The organism is Bacteroides sp. HPS0048 (assembly GCF_964240755.1).
Lineage (GTDB): Bacteria > Bacteroidota > Bacteroidia > Bacteroidales > Bacteroidaceae > Bacteroides > Bacteroides nordii.
Genome location: NZ_CAXSVC010000035.1, coordinates 16113 through 32818, shown reverse-complemented (window position 1 = coordinate 32818; position 16706 = coordinate 16113). Strand labels below are relative to the sequence as shown.

Genomic DNA, 16706 nt, shown 5'->3' with positions numbered 1-16706 from the left:
AATCGTAAATCGTTAAATCGTAAATAATAAAGATGAAATCAATTTTAGAAAATCGTCCGGCTCTTACAAATGAAGTGAACAAAGCCGCTGAGGTAGCCGGATACCTCTGGCAAAAAGGATGGGCCGAACGTAATGGTGGTAATATTGTAGTGAATATTACTGAATTTGTTGATGATGAAATCCGCGCTCTGGCTCCTATTAGTGAAGTGAAGGCTATTGGTACTGTACTTCCTTATTTGAAGGGGTGTTATTTTTATTGCAAAGGAACCAACAAGCGTATGCGTGATTTGGCTCGTTGGCCAATGGAACACGGTTCTGTCATTCGTATTCTCGATGATTGTGCCAGCTATGTCATTATAGCCGACCAACCTGTACAACCGACTTCTGAACTTCCGTCACATTTGTGCATGCACAATTATCTGATTAGTAAAGGATCTACCTATAAAGCATCTCTTCATACGCATCCTATTGAGCTAATTGCTATGACGCATCATGAACCTTTCCTGAAGAAGGACGTGCTGACCAATCTGCTTTGGAGTATGATACCCGAAACAAAGGCTTTCTGTCCGCGTGGTTTGGGTATTATTCCGTATGCATTGCCAAGCTCTGTAGCATTGGCTGAGGCCACAATTAAAGAGTTAGACGATTATGATGTAGTGATGTGGGAAAAACATGGTGCCTGTGCTGTTGGTGAAGATATTATGGATGCGTTTGATCAGATTGATGTATTAAGCAAATCGGCTCAGATCTATATTAATGCACGTAATATGGGCTTTGTTCCTGATGGTATGAGTCAGGAACAAATGCGTGAAATGACAACAGCGTTCAATTTACCTAAATAATCATCAAAGCAGTTATATCCATGAAACGAATCTTTATATCTTGTGCTCTTTTCTTGTGTACTATTTCTCTTTCCGCTCAGACTAAAATGAGTGCAAAAGAGGCTGCTGTGAAAATTGCCGATCGGATACTTGATAGTACTACGTACGAATTTAAGAACACCAAGACTGGAGAGGTTTACAAATCTGTAAAAAAACTTCCTCTGTCAATGGATGTGAAAGTGGCTTGTAAATACAATAACTGGCACTACACGAATGGGGTCACTAATATCGCATTGATGGAACTTGCCGATAAAGTAGGCGACCAGAAATATGACAAGTATGTATTGAAGAATATGAATTTTGTCTTCAATGAAGGTAATCTTGATTTTTTCCGTCGCCAGTATGATCAAGCTTTCAAAGAAGGAGGTTGGAGTGCGATTCGCAAATTAAGTTGGCATATGATTTTCCGTGCTAAACGTTTGGATGATAATGGGCCGATGGGTGCCAGTTTGATTGATTTACAGATGCGTCACCCTAATGAGGCCTTTCTTAACTATGTGAATGAGACGGCAGATCATTTGAATTATGCCGAGCCTCGCCTGGTAGATGGAACGATTGCCCGTCTGTGGCCGCACGTGAATACAGTCTGGGCAGATGATGCTTTCATGGCTATCTCTTTCCTGGCACGTATGGGAAAAATGACTGGTGATGAAAAGTATTTCAATGATGCTGCCAATCAGGTGTTGAACTACACCCGTTATTTGTGGTGTCCGGAAAAGAATATCTACTATCATTGTTACCATACCGATAACAAAGAACATGGCGTTGCTCACTGGAGTCGTGCTAATGGGTGGGTGTTTATGGCACAGGCCGATTTGCTTAGTATGATGCCGAAAGATCATCCGATGCGTGAGGCGGTTATTGAGAATTTCCGTAAACAGGCCAGCGGTGTCGCCCGTTATCAGGGGAAAAATGGTTTGTGGCATCAGTTGCTTGATAAAGAAGATTCGTACGAAGAGATCACTGGGACAGCTATGTTTGTTTTTGGTATTGCCCGTGGTGTAAAAGAAGGTTGGTTACATCCTGACTTTATTTATGTAGCAGAGCAGGGTTTGAAAGGCATGATGAAGAAGATAACGGATGAGGGAGATGTGACTGCTATTTGTGTAGGTACAGGTATTATGCCTTCTATCTCTTATTATTACAATCGTCCAACTCAAGAGAATGATCCGATGGGGGAAGGCCCCGTACTTCGTGCGTTGATTGAAATGATTGATGCACCGAAATATTCTGAAATAAAGGCGGAAGAGCAGTACGATAAAATAGTATTGAAAAAGTAATATATATTTTAAATAAATAGCTTTTTACTTTTTTATTTATTACCCTCTTTTTATAAGTGTAATATACTTATAAGAAGGGGGTAGTATTGTATTTATTAATTATTGTTTGTTGTGTTGTTTTGGTTTTGAATTTAGTGTCTGTATGGTGATAATCAAAATTTATATCTAAAGTGCCAAAAACAATAATATGTTCTTTTCTCTCATTGCCTATTTTTGCCTCGTCATTTAATATATAATAATATGAAAAACTTTACTTCAATCGTGGGAACCTTTGCTTTGGCTCTTTTTCCTCTCTTGCCTGTGACGGCACAGTCTGTTACCGAACCACAATTAGCTTTTCCAGGTGCAGAAGGATTTGGTCGTTATGCTGTTGGTGGTCGTTATGGCGAGGTTTACCACGTGACTAACCTGAATGATTCGGGTGAAGGTTCTTTGCGTGATGCAGTGAGCCAACCTAATCGAATTGTGGTTTTCGATGTGTCGGGTGTAATCCATGCCAAATCAGTTATTCCTTTTGCTAAGAATTTGACTATTGCAGCTCAGACAGCTCCCGGAAATGGTATTGTGATCTATGGAAATCGTGTCTCTTTTTCGGGAGCAGATAATATTATCTGCCGTTATCTGCGAGTACGTTATGGTTATGAGGAATCTCCGGGTGGATATGTAGATGCAGCTGGAGTTGCTTTTGGTTCAAATATGATTTTTGATCATTTGTCGGTGACCTGGGGTACTGATGAATGTTTCTCCATCAATGGTGACTCTAAACGTCCGGATGATCAGCCCCGTAATATCACTATTCAGAACTCAATTATGGGTCAGGGGTTGTGGGACCACTCTTGCGGTGGCTTGATGCAGACCTCTGATGAGAATGGTATTACACTTTTCCGTAACCTCTATATTGATAACAAAACACGTAATAATAAAGTGAAAGGGCTTAATCAGTTCGTTAATAATGTAATCTATAACTGGGGTGATGGTGGTGCTTATATTATGGGGGATACAGATGCGGCTTCACTTGCTGATATTCAGAATAATTATTTTATTGAAGGTAAGAGTGAACGCTATCTGGTACGTTATAATGGAGGGACTCCTGAAAATCCCGTTACCCAGTCTTTTAGACCGACTGTCCCTTTTACACGTGCTAAACCTGCTTTTGTAACTTATTTTGCAGGTAATTACTTTGACAATAACAGAGATGGTAAGTTGGATGGACGTTTATTGACACGTGAGGATTGTAACCGTTATCAACCAGACAGTGCTATCCCTGAAGGAGGTCAGCAACTTACACCTACATTTTTGGATGGACCCTCAGAGAAACATCCGGTAATTGGTGCTAAGATGACCGCTGAAGAAGCTTATCATTGGGTTGTTGATAACGTAGGAGCGATTCTTCCTGTACGTGATGAGGTGGATGCATATATGATTGATGAATTGACGTCTTTAGGTACTAAAGGGCAGATAATAGATACGGAAATGTCATTGCCGACCCGTGGCCCGGGTGAAATCTTGAGAGGCGTAAAACTTCCGGATACTGATAGTGACGGTATACCTGATGCTTGGGAGGAGCAGAATGGTCTCGACAAGAATGATCCGACAGACGCTATGAAGATTGCAGCTAACGGTTATGCCAATATTGAAAATTACATTAATAGTATTGATGCACCGATGCCTTTCTTGGCATGCCCTTCAACGATGGAAGCAACAGCGGATCATACTACTATTACACTTTCCTGGAAAGATTATTCAGATGAAGAAGAGGGTTATATATTAGAGCAACGTGATGCACAGGGTACCTTTGCAGAAGTGGCAAAATTACCGGTTAATACTACTTCTCATACTGTTTCAGATCTGACACCGGGCGTACTGTATGCATTCCGTCTTAAGGCTTATAATACTACAACGGAGTCGGTATATTCCGATGTGTTGGAAGTAGCAACAAAGCGCTTGCTTGTAGCACCTGATCAATGTATTGAACCATTTCCGGAGATAGATGCTATCCTTTCTTTTAATGCTTCGAAAGATATCACACTTTCCTGGAAGAACGAAACGCATCCTGATAATGGTGTTACTACTTATAAGGTATATGCCGGTACAGAAAAGAATAAATTGGAATGTATCTCTGGTGCAGAAGCACAGGAAGCTACTTCATTAACATTGAAAGCTGATCCTTCAAAGACTTATTATTGGCGTGTTGATGCTCTTAATGTGAAAAACGAAGTAACAACAGGTACAGTTTGGAGTTTCATGACTCAAACATTGGATGCAAAAGAACCGGTCATGTATTTATCATTAGACGGGACATTAAAGAATTTTGCGGATGTTGCTGGAGCAAAGGATGCCGAATTGGTTGAATTGGAGCCAACTTACGTAGCAGGAAAAAATGAACAGGGACTTTTGTTGGAAAACGTGGTGACCGGCTCTTGTATCTCTGTACCCTATTATGAAGGAATGAAATTTGAAGGGGGGAGTGGTACGGCAGACCCGGCAGCTTCGTTCTCTGTATCTATGTGGGTGAAGTCTGATGGTTCTTGTCCCGTAGATGGAAAAGGATTCTTATTCCATAAAGGTACATTTAAAGATAGTAAAGGCAAGGCAAGATGGTGCGGTGCGGAAATACGTAACAATGAACTTTACTTTGCAGTTAGTCAGAACGGAACAAAGCATGAGATAAAGTTGGTATCGGGTGATGTATTCAAAAATATCTTTAATAATGAGTGGCATCATTTAGTATTTGTACGTAGCCATGAGGAACAGGCATTGATTGCTTATTGTGATGGCAAACTCTTGGGAAAAAGAGATTCCAATCGTGCTTATATGAATTCTGAAGTGGGCATTGTTTTTGGTAATGTGATGGAAAAACTCAATGAACCGTTTGCTGGAACATTAGACGAACTTAAGCTGTTCCGTGGAACTTTAATGGCAGAGGAAGTTGCCAATCTGTTTGAAACAGGAAATACAGCAGGTATTCCTACCAGTATCAACCAGGAACTCGCTATAAACAGTGAACTGGGCATTTATCCTTCTCCGTTCTTCAATCACTTTTATATAGTAGTTCCGCAAGAAGAGGTTTCGGTTAAGATATGCCTGTACGATGCTTCCGGTCGGCTGGCATTATCCCGTGAAGTAAAGGCTGATAATGGTACAGCTTACATCGGTGAGTTGAATGGATTGGCTGGCGGTATTTATGTTGTGTCTGTAGAAACTTCTACAGGTGTAATAACTAAGACAGCTTTGAAAAAATGACACACTTTACTTCGTTGGTTTACTTTAGGCTATTTTTTAACGGAATTTCTGCTAAGTACTTAAAAACGGAATGATAATTCGGTAGGTACATTATTTGTATTACTCTTTGCGAAAATCTGTATTGATCCTATGTATCAAGAATAATCATTGATTGTTGTATCTCCTCATAGGGGAAGGGCGATATTCTACAGGAAAGCAGATTGATCTTGGTAGGATATTTAGTGTTTTAAGATATAAAATGTACTCCGGTATAAAACAAAGTATACCCTAATAGATTGACAATCATTTTATTTTTTTTGATGTCGTTATACTTTTACCTTCCTTCCCTCACGCTATGTATCTTCTGCATATTGTATGTTTTATCATAGTGTGAGGGATGTTGCAAAATAACTGCCAAATGTAACTTTCTCCCTTCTCTGTGTAGGAAGCATAACTTTTAAATTAAATTGTATTAGAACTACCTATTCCGGCATAAAACAATTTTTGTTGTTGAAAATTCATTAAGAAGTTTTAGATAGTTTGCTATCTTTCTTCTTAATTTCAAATCATAAAAATCAATTTTTGTATCAATTCAGCCAAAATTTACATGGTTCCGTGTTCGATAACTGCGTATTTTTGCATCGGTGTTAATATATTAATATTGAACTGTTGTTAAACTAATAATTTAAAAACTATGAGAAAGAATACTTTTCTTAGTGTAGCGCTTTTAGCAGCGTCTGTATCAATTGTCAATGCACAGGAACTTATTTGGCAAAATTCGTATGGGACAGGTGTTTGGGGAGTTTCATCGTCAGAGTGGGGAAAAGATTACGGAGGTGGTTTTTTGCTTCCTAACGGATGGGATAATGGTTCTACGGCTATTTTTAATGGCGGAGGCCACTTTAAGGATGCTGATGGGAATGATGTGAATACAGAAACCATTAAGTTAACCGGTGAAATGGAAGTGGCTGATATAAAGGTAAGTGGAGATAAGAATTACTCTATTTCTTATCAGGCAGAAAAGACTACTGATAAGATTGTTGGTGAAGGTACTCTTTTGAAAGAGGGTAGTGGAAATTTTATTTTAAATGTTCTCAATGAATTGAAAGGTGGAACGGTGGTACGTGGCGGATGTGTTATTATGGAAAAAGCTGATTCCCCTAATGCGTTTGGTCGTAAAGTTTCACTAGAAGGTGGAGGTATAGGTATGGCTATAAGCGATAATAAGAATACCCTCAAATTTTCTGCTGCGTCAATTGTAGTCCCAGATAAAAGCACAGGAGCTATAACAGCCGGACGTTATGTATATTTATTAAATGAATTTGGCGGTAAAGGTCAACTGACTATCTACTCCGGTGGTGAACGTGTAGGTTTTACTGAAGATTTTGCAGGGAAAACAGATATGGCAGGTTTAACAGGTTTTGAAGGTGAGTTGCTGATAGGTGCTAATAACAATGAAGCTCTTTCACCCGGATATAAAGCTGTATTCTTGAATACTACAAAGAAATTTGATGATTTTGTTGCAGCTGGAAACTTTAGCGGAGATTTATATGGAGTAGATTCTACATTTGTGTACACGAAAGTTACTTTGCTGGAAGGAGCTGGATTTACAAGTGGTAGTGGAAACCGTTGCTATGCAATCGGCGAATTGAATGCAGAAGAAGGCGGATGGCTTGGTGGATATGTGAAGAATTCAACTTCTCCGGATATTACTTATGCTGTGGGTTATTCTAATACAGATGTAACAACACCGGTCGCTATCTTTGATCCCGGAAAAAAATCGTATAACTGGGTTCGTCTGATAAAGACAGGTACAGGAACCTATACTTTTACTCATGTGAATGAAAGTCCGGCTGCTGTATTCAAGGGCTTGTTCGTAAACTCTGGGCGTGCTTATATTAATATTCCTGTTACTGAAACTGGAGTGGCATTAGATAGAGTAACAAAAGCTCCTGCTGCCATGACTATTTATGCTAATGCAGTTGGTGGTGGTAACGGGCGTCTTGTAGGTGGTATAGCTGTAGAAGGTGGTAAACTTGAAGTAGGCTATATGGGTATTGGCGAACTGGTATTGGCTGATATTAATGGTGAAACTCAGAAATCTCCGTTAACGGTAAAAGATGGGGGGATAGTTGAATTTGAACTTGCCTCTGCAACAAGTTATGATAAACTGACTACAAATAATGTAGCTACATTCAACGGCAACAAGATTATTGTGAAAGCAGCTGAATCTTTTGATATAAAGAATGGTGATACATTTACTATTTTAGATGCTGCGGTTGTCTCTGCAGGTGATACTTATGAGATTGAATATCAGGGATTCCCGGCCGGACTTACGTTTACTGCTGAAAGACAAGAATATCAGTCTGGTACAAAAATAGAGGGTGAAGGTGAAGAAGCTACGGAGGTTCCGGTAATGGGCTACAAAATTATACTGACTGCTAACGGATCAGGTACAGGTACTGGCATTGAAGTAGCCGAAACAGCTGAAGAAGTAGTGGTTTATGCACAAGATGGTAGTATTGTGGTGAACGGTGTCGATGTTGAGAATGTTGTAGTAGTGAATAATCAAGGTATACCGGTTGCCAACTCCAACTCAACTGTTGTTCCAATGAATGCTATGGAGGGTTTATATATTGTAAAAATTAAAACATCTAAGGGGATAGTTGTTAAAAAGATTGTTTTATAAACATTTTGTTTAAAAGGAAAAGAAGAGAGACGGTTTCGATAAGAAGAACCGTTTTTCTCTTCTTAATTTTGATATTTATTCTTAATTGCCTTTAAAAATTAATCTTACTACGTACTATTGAGAGATATTTGATTTCTTTCCTGCGTAACCTTCAAATAAATGATAAAACTATGTTGTATAAGAAACTTATTACTACATTGCTCCTCCCACTCTGTATGGGAACAATGTATGCACAACAGTTGGCCTTTCCTGGTGCTGAAGGCTATGGACGTTTTGCCAAAGGGGCAAGAGCTAGTGAATCTCCGGAAATATACCATGTAACCAATCTTGATGATTCAGGTAAAGGTTCCTTACGTGATGCTGTAAGTCAACCCAATCGCATTATCGTATTTGATGTGGCAGGAGTGATAAAATTGAAATCTCGTCTGGTATTTTCAAAGAATCTTACAATTGCCGGACAAACGGCTCCAGGAGAAGGAGTGGTGGTTTATGGTAATGGAGTTTCTTTTTCTGCTGCCGAGAATATCATTGTTCGTTATTTGCGTATACGAATGGGCATTGGCGGTACTAGTGGGGCCGATGCTGCGGGTATTGCTAATGGTGGTAATATGATATTTGATCATGTATCTGCTACATGGGGATTGGATGAGAATTTCTCAATAAATTGGGATAGTAAAGGTTTTGAACCTTATAATATTACTATTCAGAATTCTATCATTGGGCAAGGAATTATGGTACATGCATGCGGAGGTCTTATCCAGACAAATGGGGGAGTTACTTTGTATCGTAATCTTTATATTGATAATAAAACTCGTAATCCTAAAGTAAAAGGATTGAATCAGTTTGTCAATAATGTGGTTTATAATTGGGGAGAAGGTGGTGCCTATATTTTAGGAGATACGGAAGCCTCTTCATGGGGAGTTATTACTAATAATTACTTTATTAAAGGTCCGGTTGAAGGTACTAAGGCTTTTACGCGTGCAAAAGCAGCTTTTCAGGTTTACCAAAAAGGTAATATGATTGATTACAATAAGGATGGGATACTTAATGGATATGAGGCCACAGAAGATGATTATCGCCGTGATGCGTCCAATCCGGAAAGTGAGAATGTTACTTTTGTAAAATCGATTGATGAATTTGATTATTCGGACTATGATAGAAGAAAATTAGTCGATGGTGAGAAAGTAGTAGTTACAACGATACCAGAAAAACATCCTGTTATTGAAGGAGAAACAACAGCGGCTGAGGCTTATGATTGGATTATTAATAGGGTAGGAGCATCTTTACCGGTACGTGATGAAGCTGATAATTATATGATTGATGAACTCCTATCATTAGGAACTAAAGGAGCTTTACTTAGTGGAGAATCAGAGTTGGGGCTTCCCAATGGGGTTGGAAATATTTTTGATGGTGAAAAAATGTTGGATACCGATAATGATGGTATGCCCGACGTTTGGGAAGATGCCAATGGATTGGATAAAAATAACCCGAATGATGCTTTGTTAATGGCTGAAAATGGATATTTGAATATTGAGAATTATGTTAATAGTATTACGGCACCAATGCCATATGTTAAATATCCTACTAATTTGCAACTGACTTCTTTGAGCACAGACTATCTTTCATTTAAGTGGGTGAACAATGCTCCGGAATCTACTTCAGTAATTCTTGAGTATTCCATCGATAATAAAGATTTTACTTCAATTTCTTTAGCCCCCGGTACAACTACTCATAAATTGGAGTCCTTAGCTCCTAATACCACTTATTACATTCGCCTAAAAACAGTGAACGGGGAGAAGGAATCATTATATACTTCCACCCAGGAATTTGCTACACGTGGTGTTCCTGCACCTCCAATTGCTTCTGTTAATCCGATACCTGGAAACGAAACTACTATTACCGATTATACATCTGTTCGCCTTTCATGGGAGAACAAGACTGGTGCTTGGGCAGGAGCTCTTTCGTATACAGTATATTTAGGAAAATCTGTAGAGGATATGGATGTTGTGTTGACAGCATCTACTGCAAATGTAGTAACGGTTAACGTAGAGGCTGCCACTACTTATTATTGGCGCGTAGATGCAAAAAATCTGTTAGGGGATTGTAAAGGAGATGTGTGGAGTTTTACAACCGGAACAAAACCCGAGCGTGGTAAGGTTGCTTATTATTCTTTCAATGAAACAGAAGGTACTATACTTGAAAATATGTATGGTGAAAATGCTACTGCCAAAGATTTCACTCCACTATGGGTGAAAGGTATTCAAAATAATGCTGCGCAGTTTGATAAAGCGAATGCTGCTTTTGTACAGGAACATTATGATGCATTGACTTTGGGTAATGAATCATTTTCCATTGAATTGTGGTTTAAATCTGCAGGTGGATCTGTCGATTGGTATTTGCTCCATAAGGGAAGTCACGCTACTAATAGTTATGAGGGAGCTACTGGTAAATGGTTTGGTATTCAGTATCAGAAGAACAGTAAGAATGATCGTTTGACTTGGGCTGTTGACGATGATGTAACGAAGACAGATATCAATGTGACCGGGGCGACAACTAAATATTTTAATAATGAATGGGTACATTTAGTTTGTGTACGTGATGTGGAAGAAAAACAGCTAAAAATGTATGCTAATGGTATATTAGTAGCTTCCGGTGCTGATAAAACTGGAGATATTGGTACTATTGAGAGGATGGCAATAGGCAATTGTAACACAGCTTATGAGAATGGCTTTCAAGGATTAATGGATGAATTAACGATCTATAATGAAGCGTTAACAGCTGAAGAGGTAAGTGATCATTATAAACAAGGTACAAGTACTCATATTGAGAATATCATTACTCCAAATACAGGATGTGCTTATCCGATGCCTTTTGCAGATGATTTCTACATATCTGTAATGGGTGCCGAAGATTTGACAGCCCAGGTGTCTGTGATGAATACTGCTGGGCAAACTGTTTATCAGGCACAAGTAATAATTCAAGGAGGTATAGCACATGTGGCTAACGTCGGTTTTCTGCCTAAAGGATACTATGTTTATACGTTGAAAATTGATCAAAGGATATTGGTTGGTAAAATTGTGAAATAATATAATTTAAGATGAAGAAATACTTTCTGATAGGTCTTTTCTTTTGTTCGCTGGCGGCATGTCAGTCGGAAATGGATAAGTACTATGAAATTCCTGATTGGTTGAAAGGGAATGCTTATGAAGTAATGAAAGATAAGGGGACATTCTCTACTTTCATGAGAGCTGTAGAGCGAAGTAGTTATGCTGATCTTGTAAAAGGGAAAGGTATTGTGACTGTTATGGCACCTACTGATGAGGCTTTTACTGCCTATCTGTCTAAACATAATTATAGCTCGATAGATGATATTCCGGAAGTGGAACTGAATAAATTAGTAGGATATCATCTGGTGTATTATTCTTATAGCAAACGTGATTTTCTGTTTTATAATCCGAATGGTGTAGATAATGAAATACAGAAGCCTGGTCATTACTTTAAATTCAGGACAAAGAGCCGTGATGCTATTTCTACGGTAGTGGATCGTGCGAACAATGACGTTGTACGTAAAATAATGCATAAAGAACGTTTTATTCCGATCATTTCGGAATATTCTTTGAGCAGTATTAGTGCATCCCAAAAAGAAGATTATGAAACGATGTTTCCGGGATCGGTTTATACAGGTGGAACCGGAAGCTTCAATGTAGCTAATGCATCTGTTATCGGAGATGAAGTGGTGACGGATAATGGTTATTTATATACCATAAATCAAGTGATTGAGCCATTGGAAACGATTTATGCAGAGATGAATAAGGAGAATTCGGATTACACACAGTTTGCCAAGATGTATGATCGTTTTGTGGTTTATCAGTATGATGAGGATGCAACAAGAGATTATGGTAATGGGGATTCTCTATTTGTACATTCACACAACATATTACCACCTATTGCATGTGAATGGACGAACTTTTACAATTTATCTACACCAGATTATGCTCAAATGAATTATTTGACAAGTGTTTCATATGCAGTACTTGCTCCTGATAATAAATCTATTAATCAATTCTTCCAGAAGTACTGGTCTGCTTCATTTAGTTCATTAGAGGAAGTGAATTTTGTGCCACTCTATCATTTTATGAATGAGCATGCTATCAGATATGGTGGTGGTATGATTGGAGCTTATGCTTTGGGAAGTTATATTGTCAATAATGACATCTGGGATGACCACCAATTAGCAATGCCTACTGATGTGAAAGTATGTTCAAATGGTATTTTAGGAGGAATGAAAGATAATGTGATAACTCCTGAAGTATTTGAAACACCTATTGCACCGGCGCTTTGCAATAAAGATTACAATGTGTTTGCATTACTATGTCATAAAGGCTCTCTTTTTGATATATTTAGTAAATCACTGGATAAAGACTTTGATGTGTTTTTCCCTACCGATGAAATGTTATTGGGTAGTGAATATAATGGTGATTACATTCAGTATTTGAAAGGGAATCCTTATATCATTACTGATGAACAGGTACAAGTAGCTAACAGTACCGATGGGACAATGAGTAATGCTACAACTTCTCAGGCGAAAGCCATTGCCGGTGCACATATTGCGGATGGTATTATGGCTCAAAAGGGAGAAACAGAAATGATATATTCAACTTATAATGATTATGAATATCTCTATCGTAAGGGGAATAAAATATATTCTTCAGCTACCTGGAATTCAGAAAGATTTGATAATGAGGTTTCTGTAGCGGAAATAGAGCTAATCAAGAGTTATAACATGGGAAATGCGTATGCATTGAAAGGTGATAAAGGAACTACCTCGTTAATAGCTGACCAGAGTAATTTTAAGGATCGTGTAAAACAGATTAAAGGCACAAATGATTATTCGGGCTTCGGTATATATTTAGGAATGGCCTCTGTAGATGATACGGAACCGGCTTTTAATTTCCTGCAAGGTAATCGTTTTATTGTATTTGTATCAACACAGGCATCTGTTTTAGCTGATCTTATAGGAAGTAATCCTAAATTTGATCGACAGGCTCCTCAGGAGGAGAGAGATATGTTTGTAAAAAGTCTTTTTGTCGATATGTCAGCCAGTGGTTTGGTTGATTATCCGTTTGCAACCACTGGTAAAAATACAGAGAAAGTCTTAACTACATTTGGCACTAAAACAGTGAATGGTAAGAAAGAAAATATAACAATTACGCTTATTAATAAAGCGGATGGCTCGATGAAACTAAGAGACAGCAAAGGAAATGAAGTAAATGTGACTTCTTATTTTCCTTATATCTATGCTGATGGTGCAGCTTATGTAATAGACGGCGTATTGGATTTATTGAATTAATATAGAATAAAGAAAGATGAAAAGAAATCGCAATATAATCCTACTATTATTGTTAGCATGTGCGCAGATGATTATGGCACAACATGTGTTGACAGGTACGGTGATGGATAAAGTTTTTAATGAACCCTTGGTGGGAGCCAACGTATATGTTGCAAATGCATCTAATCGTTCTTTAGGTGGTAGCATTGCCGATGTAAATGGTAATTACCGTTTGTCGATACCTGATCAAAAAGATCTGTCTATTGTATTCTCTTTTATTGGTTATAAAACACAAACCATAAAATATACGGGTCAGAAAGTGATTAATGTCACGTTAGACGAAGAAGGTATGGCGTTAGAAACTGTGGAGGTGACTGCTAAAAAAATAGAGCGGAATTCTATGGGACAATCTGCCAGAGAGATGATTTCTGCTACTCAGAAACTTACTCTTGGTAGTTTGGAAACCGCACCGGTGACTTCTGTAACAGAAGCTTTACAAGGTGCTATGGCTAATGTGGATATTCTTACAGGCGCTGATCCTGGTTCCGGAAGTTCAATTCGTATTCGCGGTACAGCTTCTTTAAATGCTTCCAATGAACCTTTGTTCGTTGTAGATGGTGTACCTTTACCTGTTGATATTTCAGATGATTTTAGTTTTGCTTCTGCAAATTCTGATGATTATGGGTCTCTGTTGAATATTTCTCCGGCTGATATTGAATCTATTGAAGTTTTAAAAGATGCGGCGGCTACAGCTGTTTGGGGATCAAAAGGTGCCAATGGCGTTTTGATCATAAAGACAAAGAGAGGTAGCAAAGGACGTTTGCAGTTTAATTTTAATACAAAGTATGAATTCAGTAAGGAACGCTCCGGAATCCCTATGCTGAATGCTAACCAGTATATATCTATGATTCAGGATGCTGTTTATAATACTGTGTCTGATTTGGGGTCGAGCGCAGCCAAATCTCAGGAGTACCTTAAGCTGCTTTATAATACGAAAGAAATTGGGTTTGATCCGGACTGGCAGTATTTTGATGAATATAATCAAAATACGAACTGGCTGGATGAAATTACCCAGACTGGTTTTATTTCTGATAATTCTTTTTCTGTGTCGGGTGGGGGTGACAAAGCGAATTATCGTTTATCACTTGGGTATCTGAATCAGGAGGGTACTACAATAGGTACGGGTTATGAACGTTTTAATGCGTCGTTCAATACAGATTATCGCTTTTCAGATAAACTTGATATTGCATTGCAATACAGTTTCACACGTGGAGTTACGGATGCCAATTACGTAGATGATACAGATGAATTGAAGAAAGCTTCGATTCGTGGACACGCTTTAACTAAGATGCCTAATATGAGTCCTTATGTGATCGGAGCAAATGGACAACGTACGGGTGAGTATTTTACTCCATATGAATCGTTTGGTATGACCTTTTCAAATGATAAGGTATACAACCCCGTAGCAATGGCAAATGAGGCACAGAACAGAACGATTGCTACAAATAGTCGTATGACTTTCGTTCTTCATGCTAAACCTTTTAAAAGTTTAGACTATTTTGGTACAGTTGGTTTTAACGGACAGTTCACAAAAATAAATCGTTTCCTTCCGCAAAGCGTAACAGGGGTTGCTTATGAGCATGAATCATCTGCTTTGAATTATGACATTGGTAAAGACCTTCTTTATTTGACTACGGAAAATCGTCTGGTTTATAATCAGTCTATTAATGATAACCATAAATTGTTACTTAGTGGTATTTTTCAGACATCGGATAAGACAACGAGTACATATAGTAGCAGATCCGCTAATACGGCTTCTTCCGGTATAACTTCTCCCATTGCAGGTTCTACTACAGCTAAAGGAGGTTCTGGAAAAACGATTAATAGAGATATGGGCTTAACTCTTAACGGGCAGTATATCTTTAAAGAGAAATATATGTTTAATGCGGGATACCGTTGGGAAGCAAGTTCGGCAATGGATGCCAGTGGACGGTGGGGTGGATTTCCCACATTTGGTGTAGCGTGGCATTTAGGTGATGAGGAGTTTATCCAAAGATTAGGATTTATCTCATTAATAAAACTGCGTTATAGCTGGGGACAATCGGGTAATGCGCCTACCGGAACATCACCTTATATCGGTAAATTTTCGGCAGTCACACCCGGTTATGGAGATATGAGTGCCGTGAAGCCGGAAAGTCCGGATTTGACACATTTAAAATATGAAACGATCACTTCAAATAATATTGGAGTAGATGTAGGGCTTTTTTCGGATAGAATAACTTTTGCTGTAGAGCTATATACGAAGGTAACAGATGATATGTTGCAAAAGAAAATTAAAGTACCCAGTTCAACAGGTCTGTCTACTGTAGCCTGGTATAACTCTGGTAAAATGGAGAATAGAGGTTGGGAATTTAATATTGATGTAGCTGCTGTTCGTACAAAAGACTGGGGGTTCAATTTTGGATTCAATATCTCACAAAATAAGAATAAAGTTTTGGAACTCCCCGAAAATCAAAGTGATGAAACTTACACTTTCGGTAATAAAAAATATGCATATCGTGTGCTAATGGGCGATCCTTTAGGTTCATTCTATGGATATCGTTATAAAGGTGTGTATCAAAATGTAGAGGAAACTTATGCGGTTGATAAAACAGGACAACAGATCATGGATATAAATGGGGCACCGGTAGTTGTAAAGAATGGTGATCAAAAAGTATATCCAGGTGATGCTAAATATGAAGATGTCAACGGTGATGGGGTAATTGATGAAAACGATATCGTTTATCTGGGCAATAGTAATCCTACGTTGACTGGTGGTTTGAATTTTACACTTCGTTATAAGAAGTTGAGTTTAGTAGCAGCACTTCATGGACGTGCTGGGCAAAAGGTTATTAATGAGTCACGCATTAATATGGAAAATATGTATGGTAAAAACAATCAGAGCGTAGCTGTATTACGTCGTTGGCGTAGTGAAGGAGATAATACTGATATTCCACGTGCATTGTATGATAAAGGATACAATTATTTAGGATCCGACCGTTTTGTGGAGGATGCTTCTTTTCTTCGGCTGAAGACTATTACTTTAAAATATCAGTTCCCTGAAAATTGGATGAAGCCGTTAGGTATTAATAAGCTTGAAATTTATGCAACGGGTTATGACCTTTTTGTCTGGACGAAATATACCGGACAAGATCCGGAAATAAATCTGAAGAATCCGGATGGTTCTGCAGCCCAGGTAGCTATTGATAGTAATAATACTCCGAAAGCTATGCGTTTTGCATTTGGTTTGAATTTGAGATTCTAAT

General features: G+C 38.5%; 7 protein-coding genes. All 7 read left to right on the top strand.

What is annotated here, in order from left to right; translation table 11 throughout:
* The first annotated feature begins 32 nt into the window (after positions 1 to 32).
* The 7 genes from rhaD to ACESQI_RS20110 all read left to right on the top strand — a co-directional run bounded on the left by rhaD (position 33) and on the right by ACESQI_RS20110 (position 16705).
* On the top strand, positions 33 to 842 hold the full coding sequence (rhaD, locus tag ACESQI_RS20140; protein WP_002559058.1) for a rhamnulose-1-phosphate aldolase: 810 nt from the start codon (positions 33 to 35) through the stop codon (positions 840 to 842).
* 20 nt (positions 843 to 862) lie between these two features.
* A complete protein-coding gene (locus ACESQI_RS20135) occupies positions 863 to 2161 on the top strand; it encodes a glycoside hydrolase family 105 protein (protein WP_007483735.1) in 1299 nt (432 codons plus the stop codon).
* A gap of 240 nt (positions 2162 to 2401) precedes the next feature.
* On the top strand, positions 2402 to 5404 hold the full coding sequence (locus ACESQI_RS20130; RefSeq protein WP_373126930.1) for a LamG-like jellyroll fold domain-containing protein: 3003 nt from the start codon (positions 2402 to 2404) through the stop codon (positions 5402 to 5404).
* A 673-nt stretch (positions 5405 to 6077) separates the two neighbouring features.
* Positions 6078 to 8072 (top strand): T9SS C-terminal target domain-containing protein, encoded by a 1995-nt coding sequence (locus ACESQI_RS20125; RefSeq protein ID WP_373126928.1) that lies wholly within the window; start codon positions 6078 to 6080, stop codon positions 8070 to 8072.
* 170 nt (positions 8073 to 8242) lie between these two features.
* The gene (locus ACESQI_RS20120; RefSeq protein WP_122201118.1) at positions 8243 to 11158 is read left to right on the top strand and encodes a LamG-like jellyroll fold domain-containing protein; all 2916 of its coding nucleotides are present in this window, start codon (positions 8243 to 8245) and stop codon (positions 11156 to 11158) included.
* Positions 11159 to 11169: 11 nt separating this feature from the next.
* On the top strand, positions 11170 to 13422 hold the full coding sequence (locus ACESQI_RS20115) for a fasciclin domain-containing protein (protein WP_122201006.1): 2253 nt from the start codon (positions 11170 to 11172) through the stop codon (positions 13420 to 13422).
* A gap of 16 nt (positions 13423 to 13438) precedes the next feature.
* Entirely contained in the window at positions 13439 to 16705 is a 3267-nt protein-coding gene (locus ACESQI_RS20110) for a TonB-dependent receptor (RefSeq protein ID WP_279209429.1), read from the top strand.
* The last annotated feature ends 1 nt before the right edge of the window (position 16706 follow it).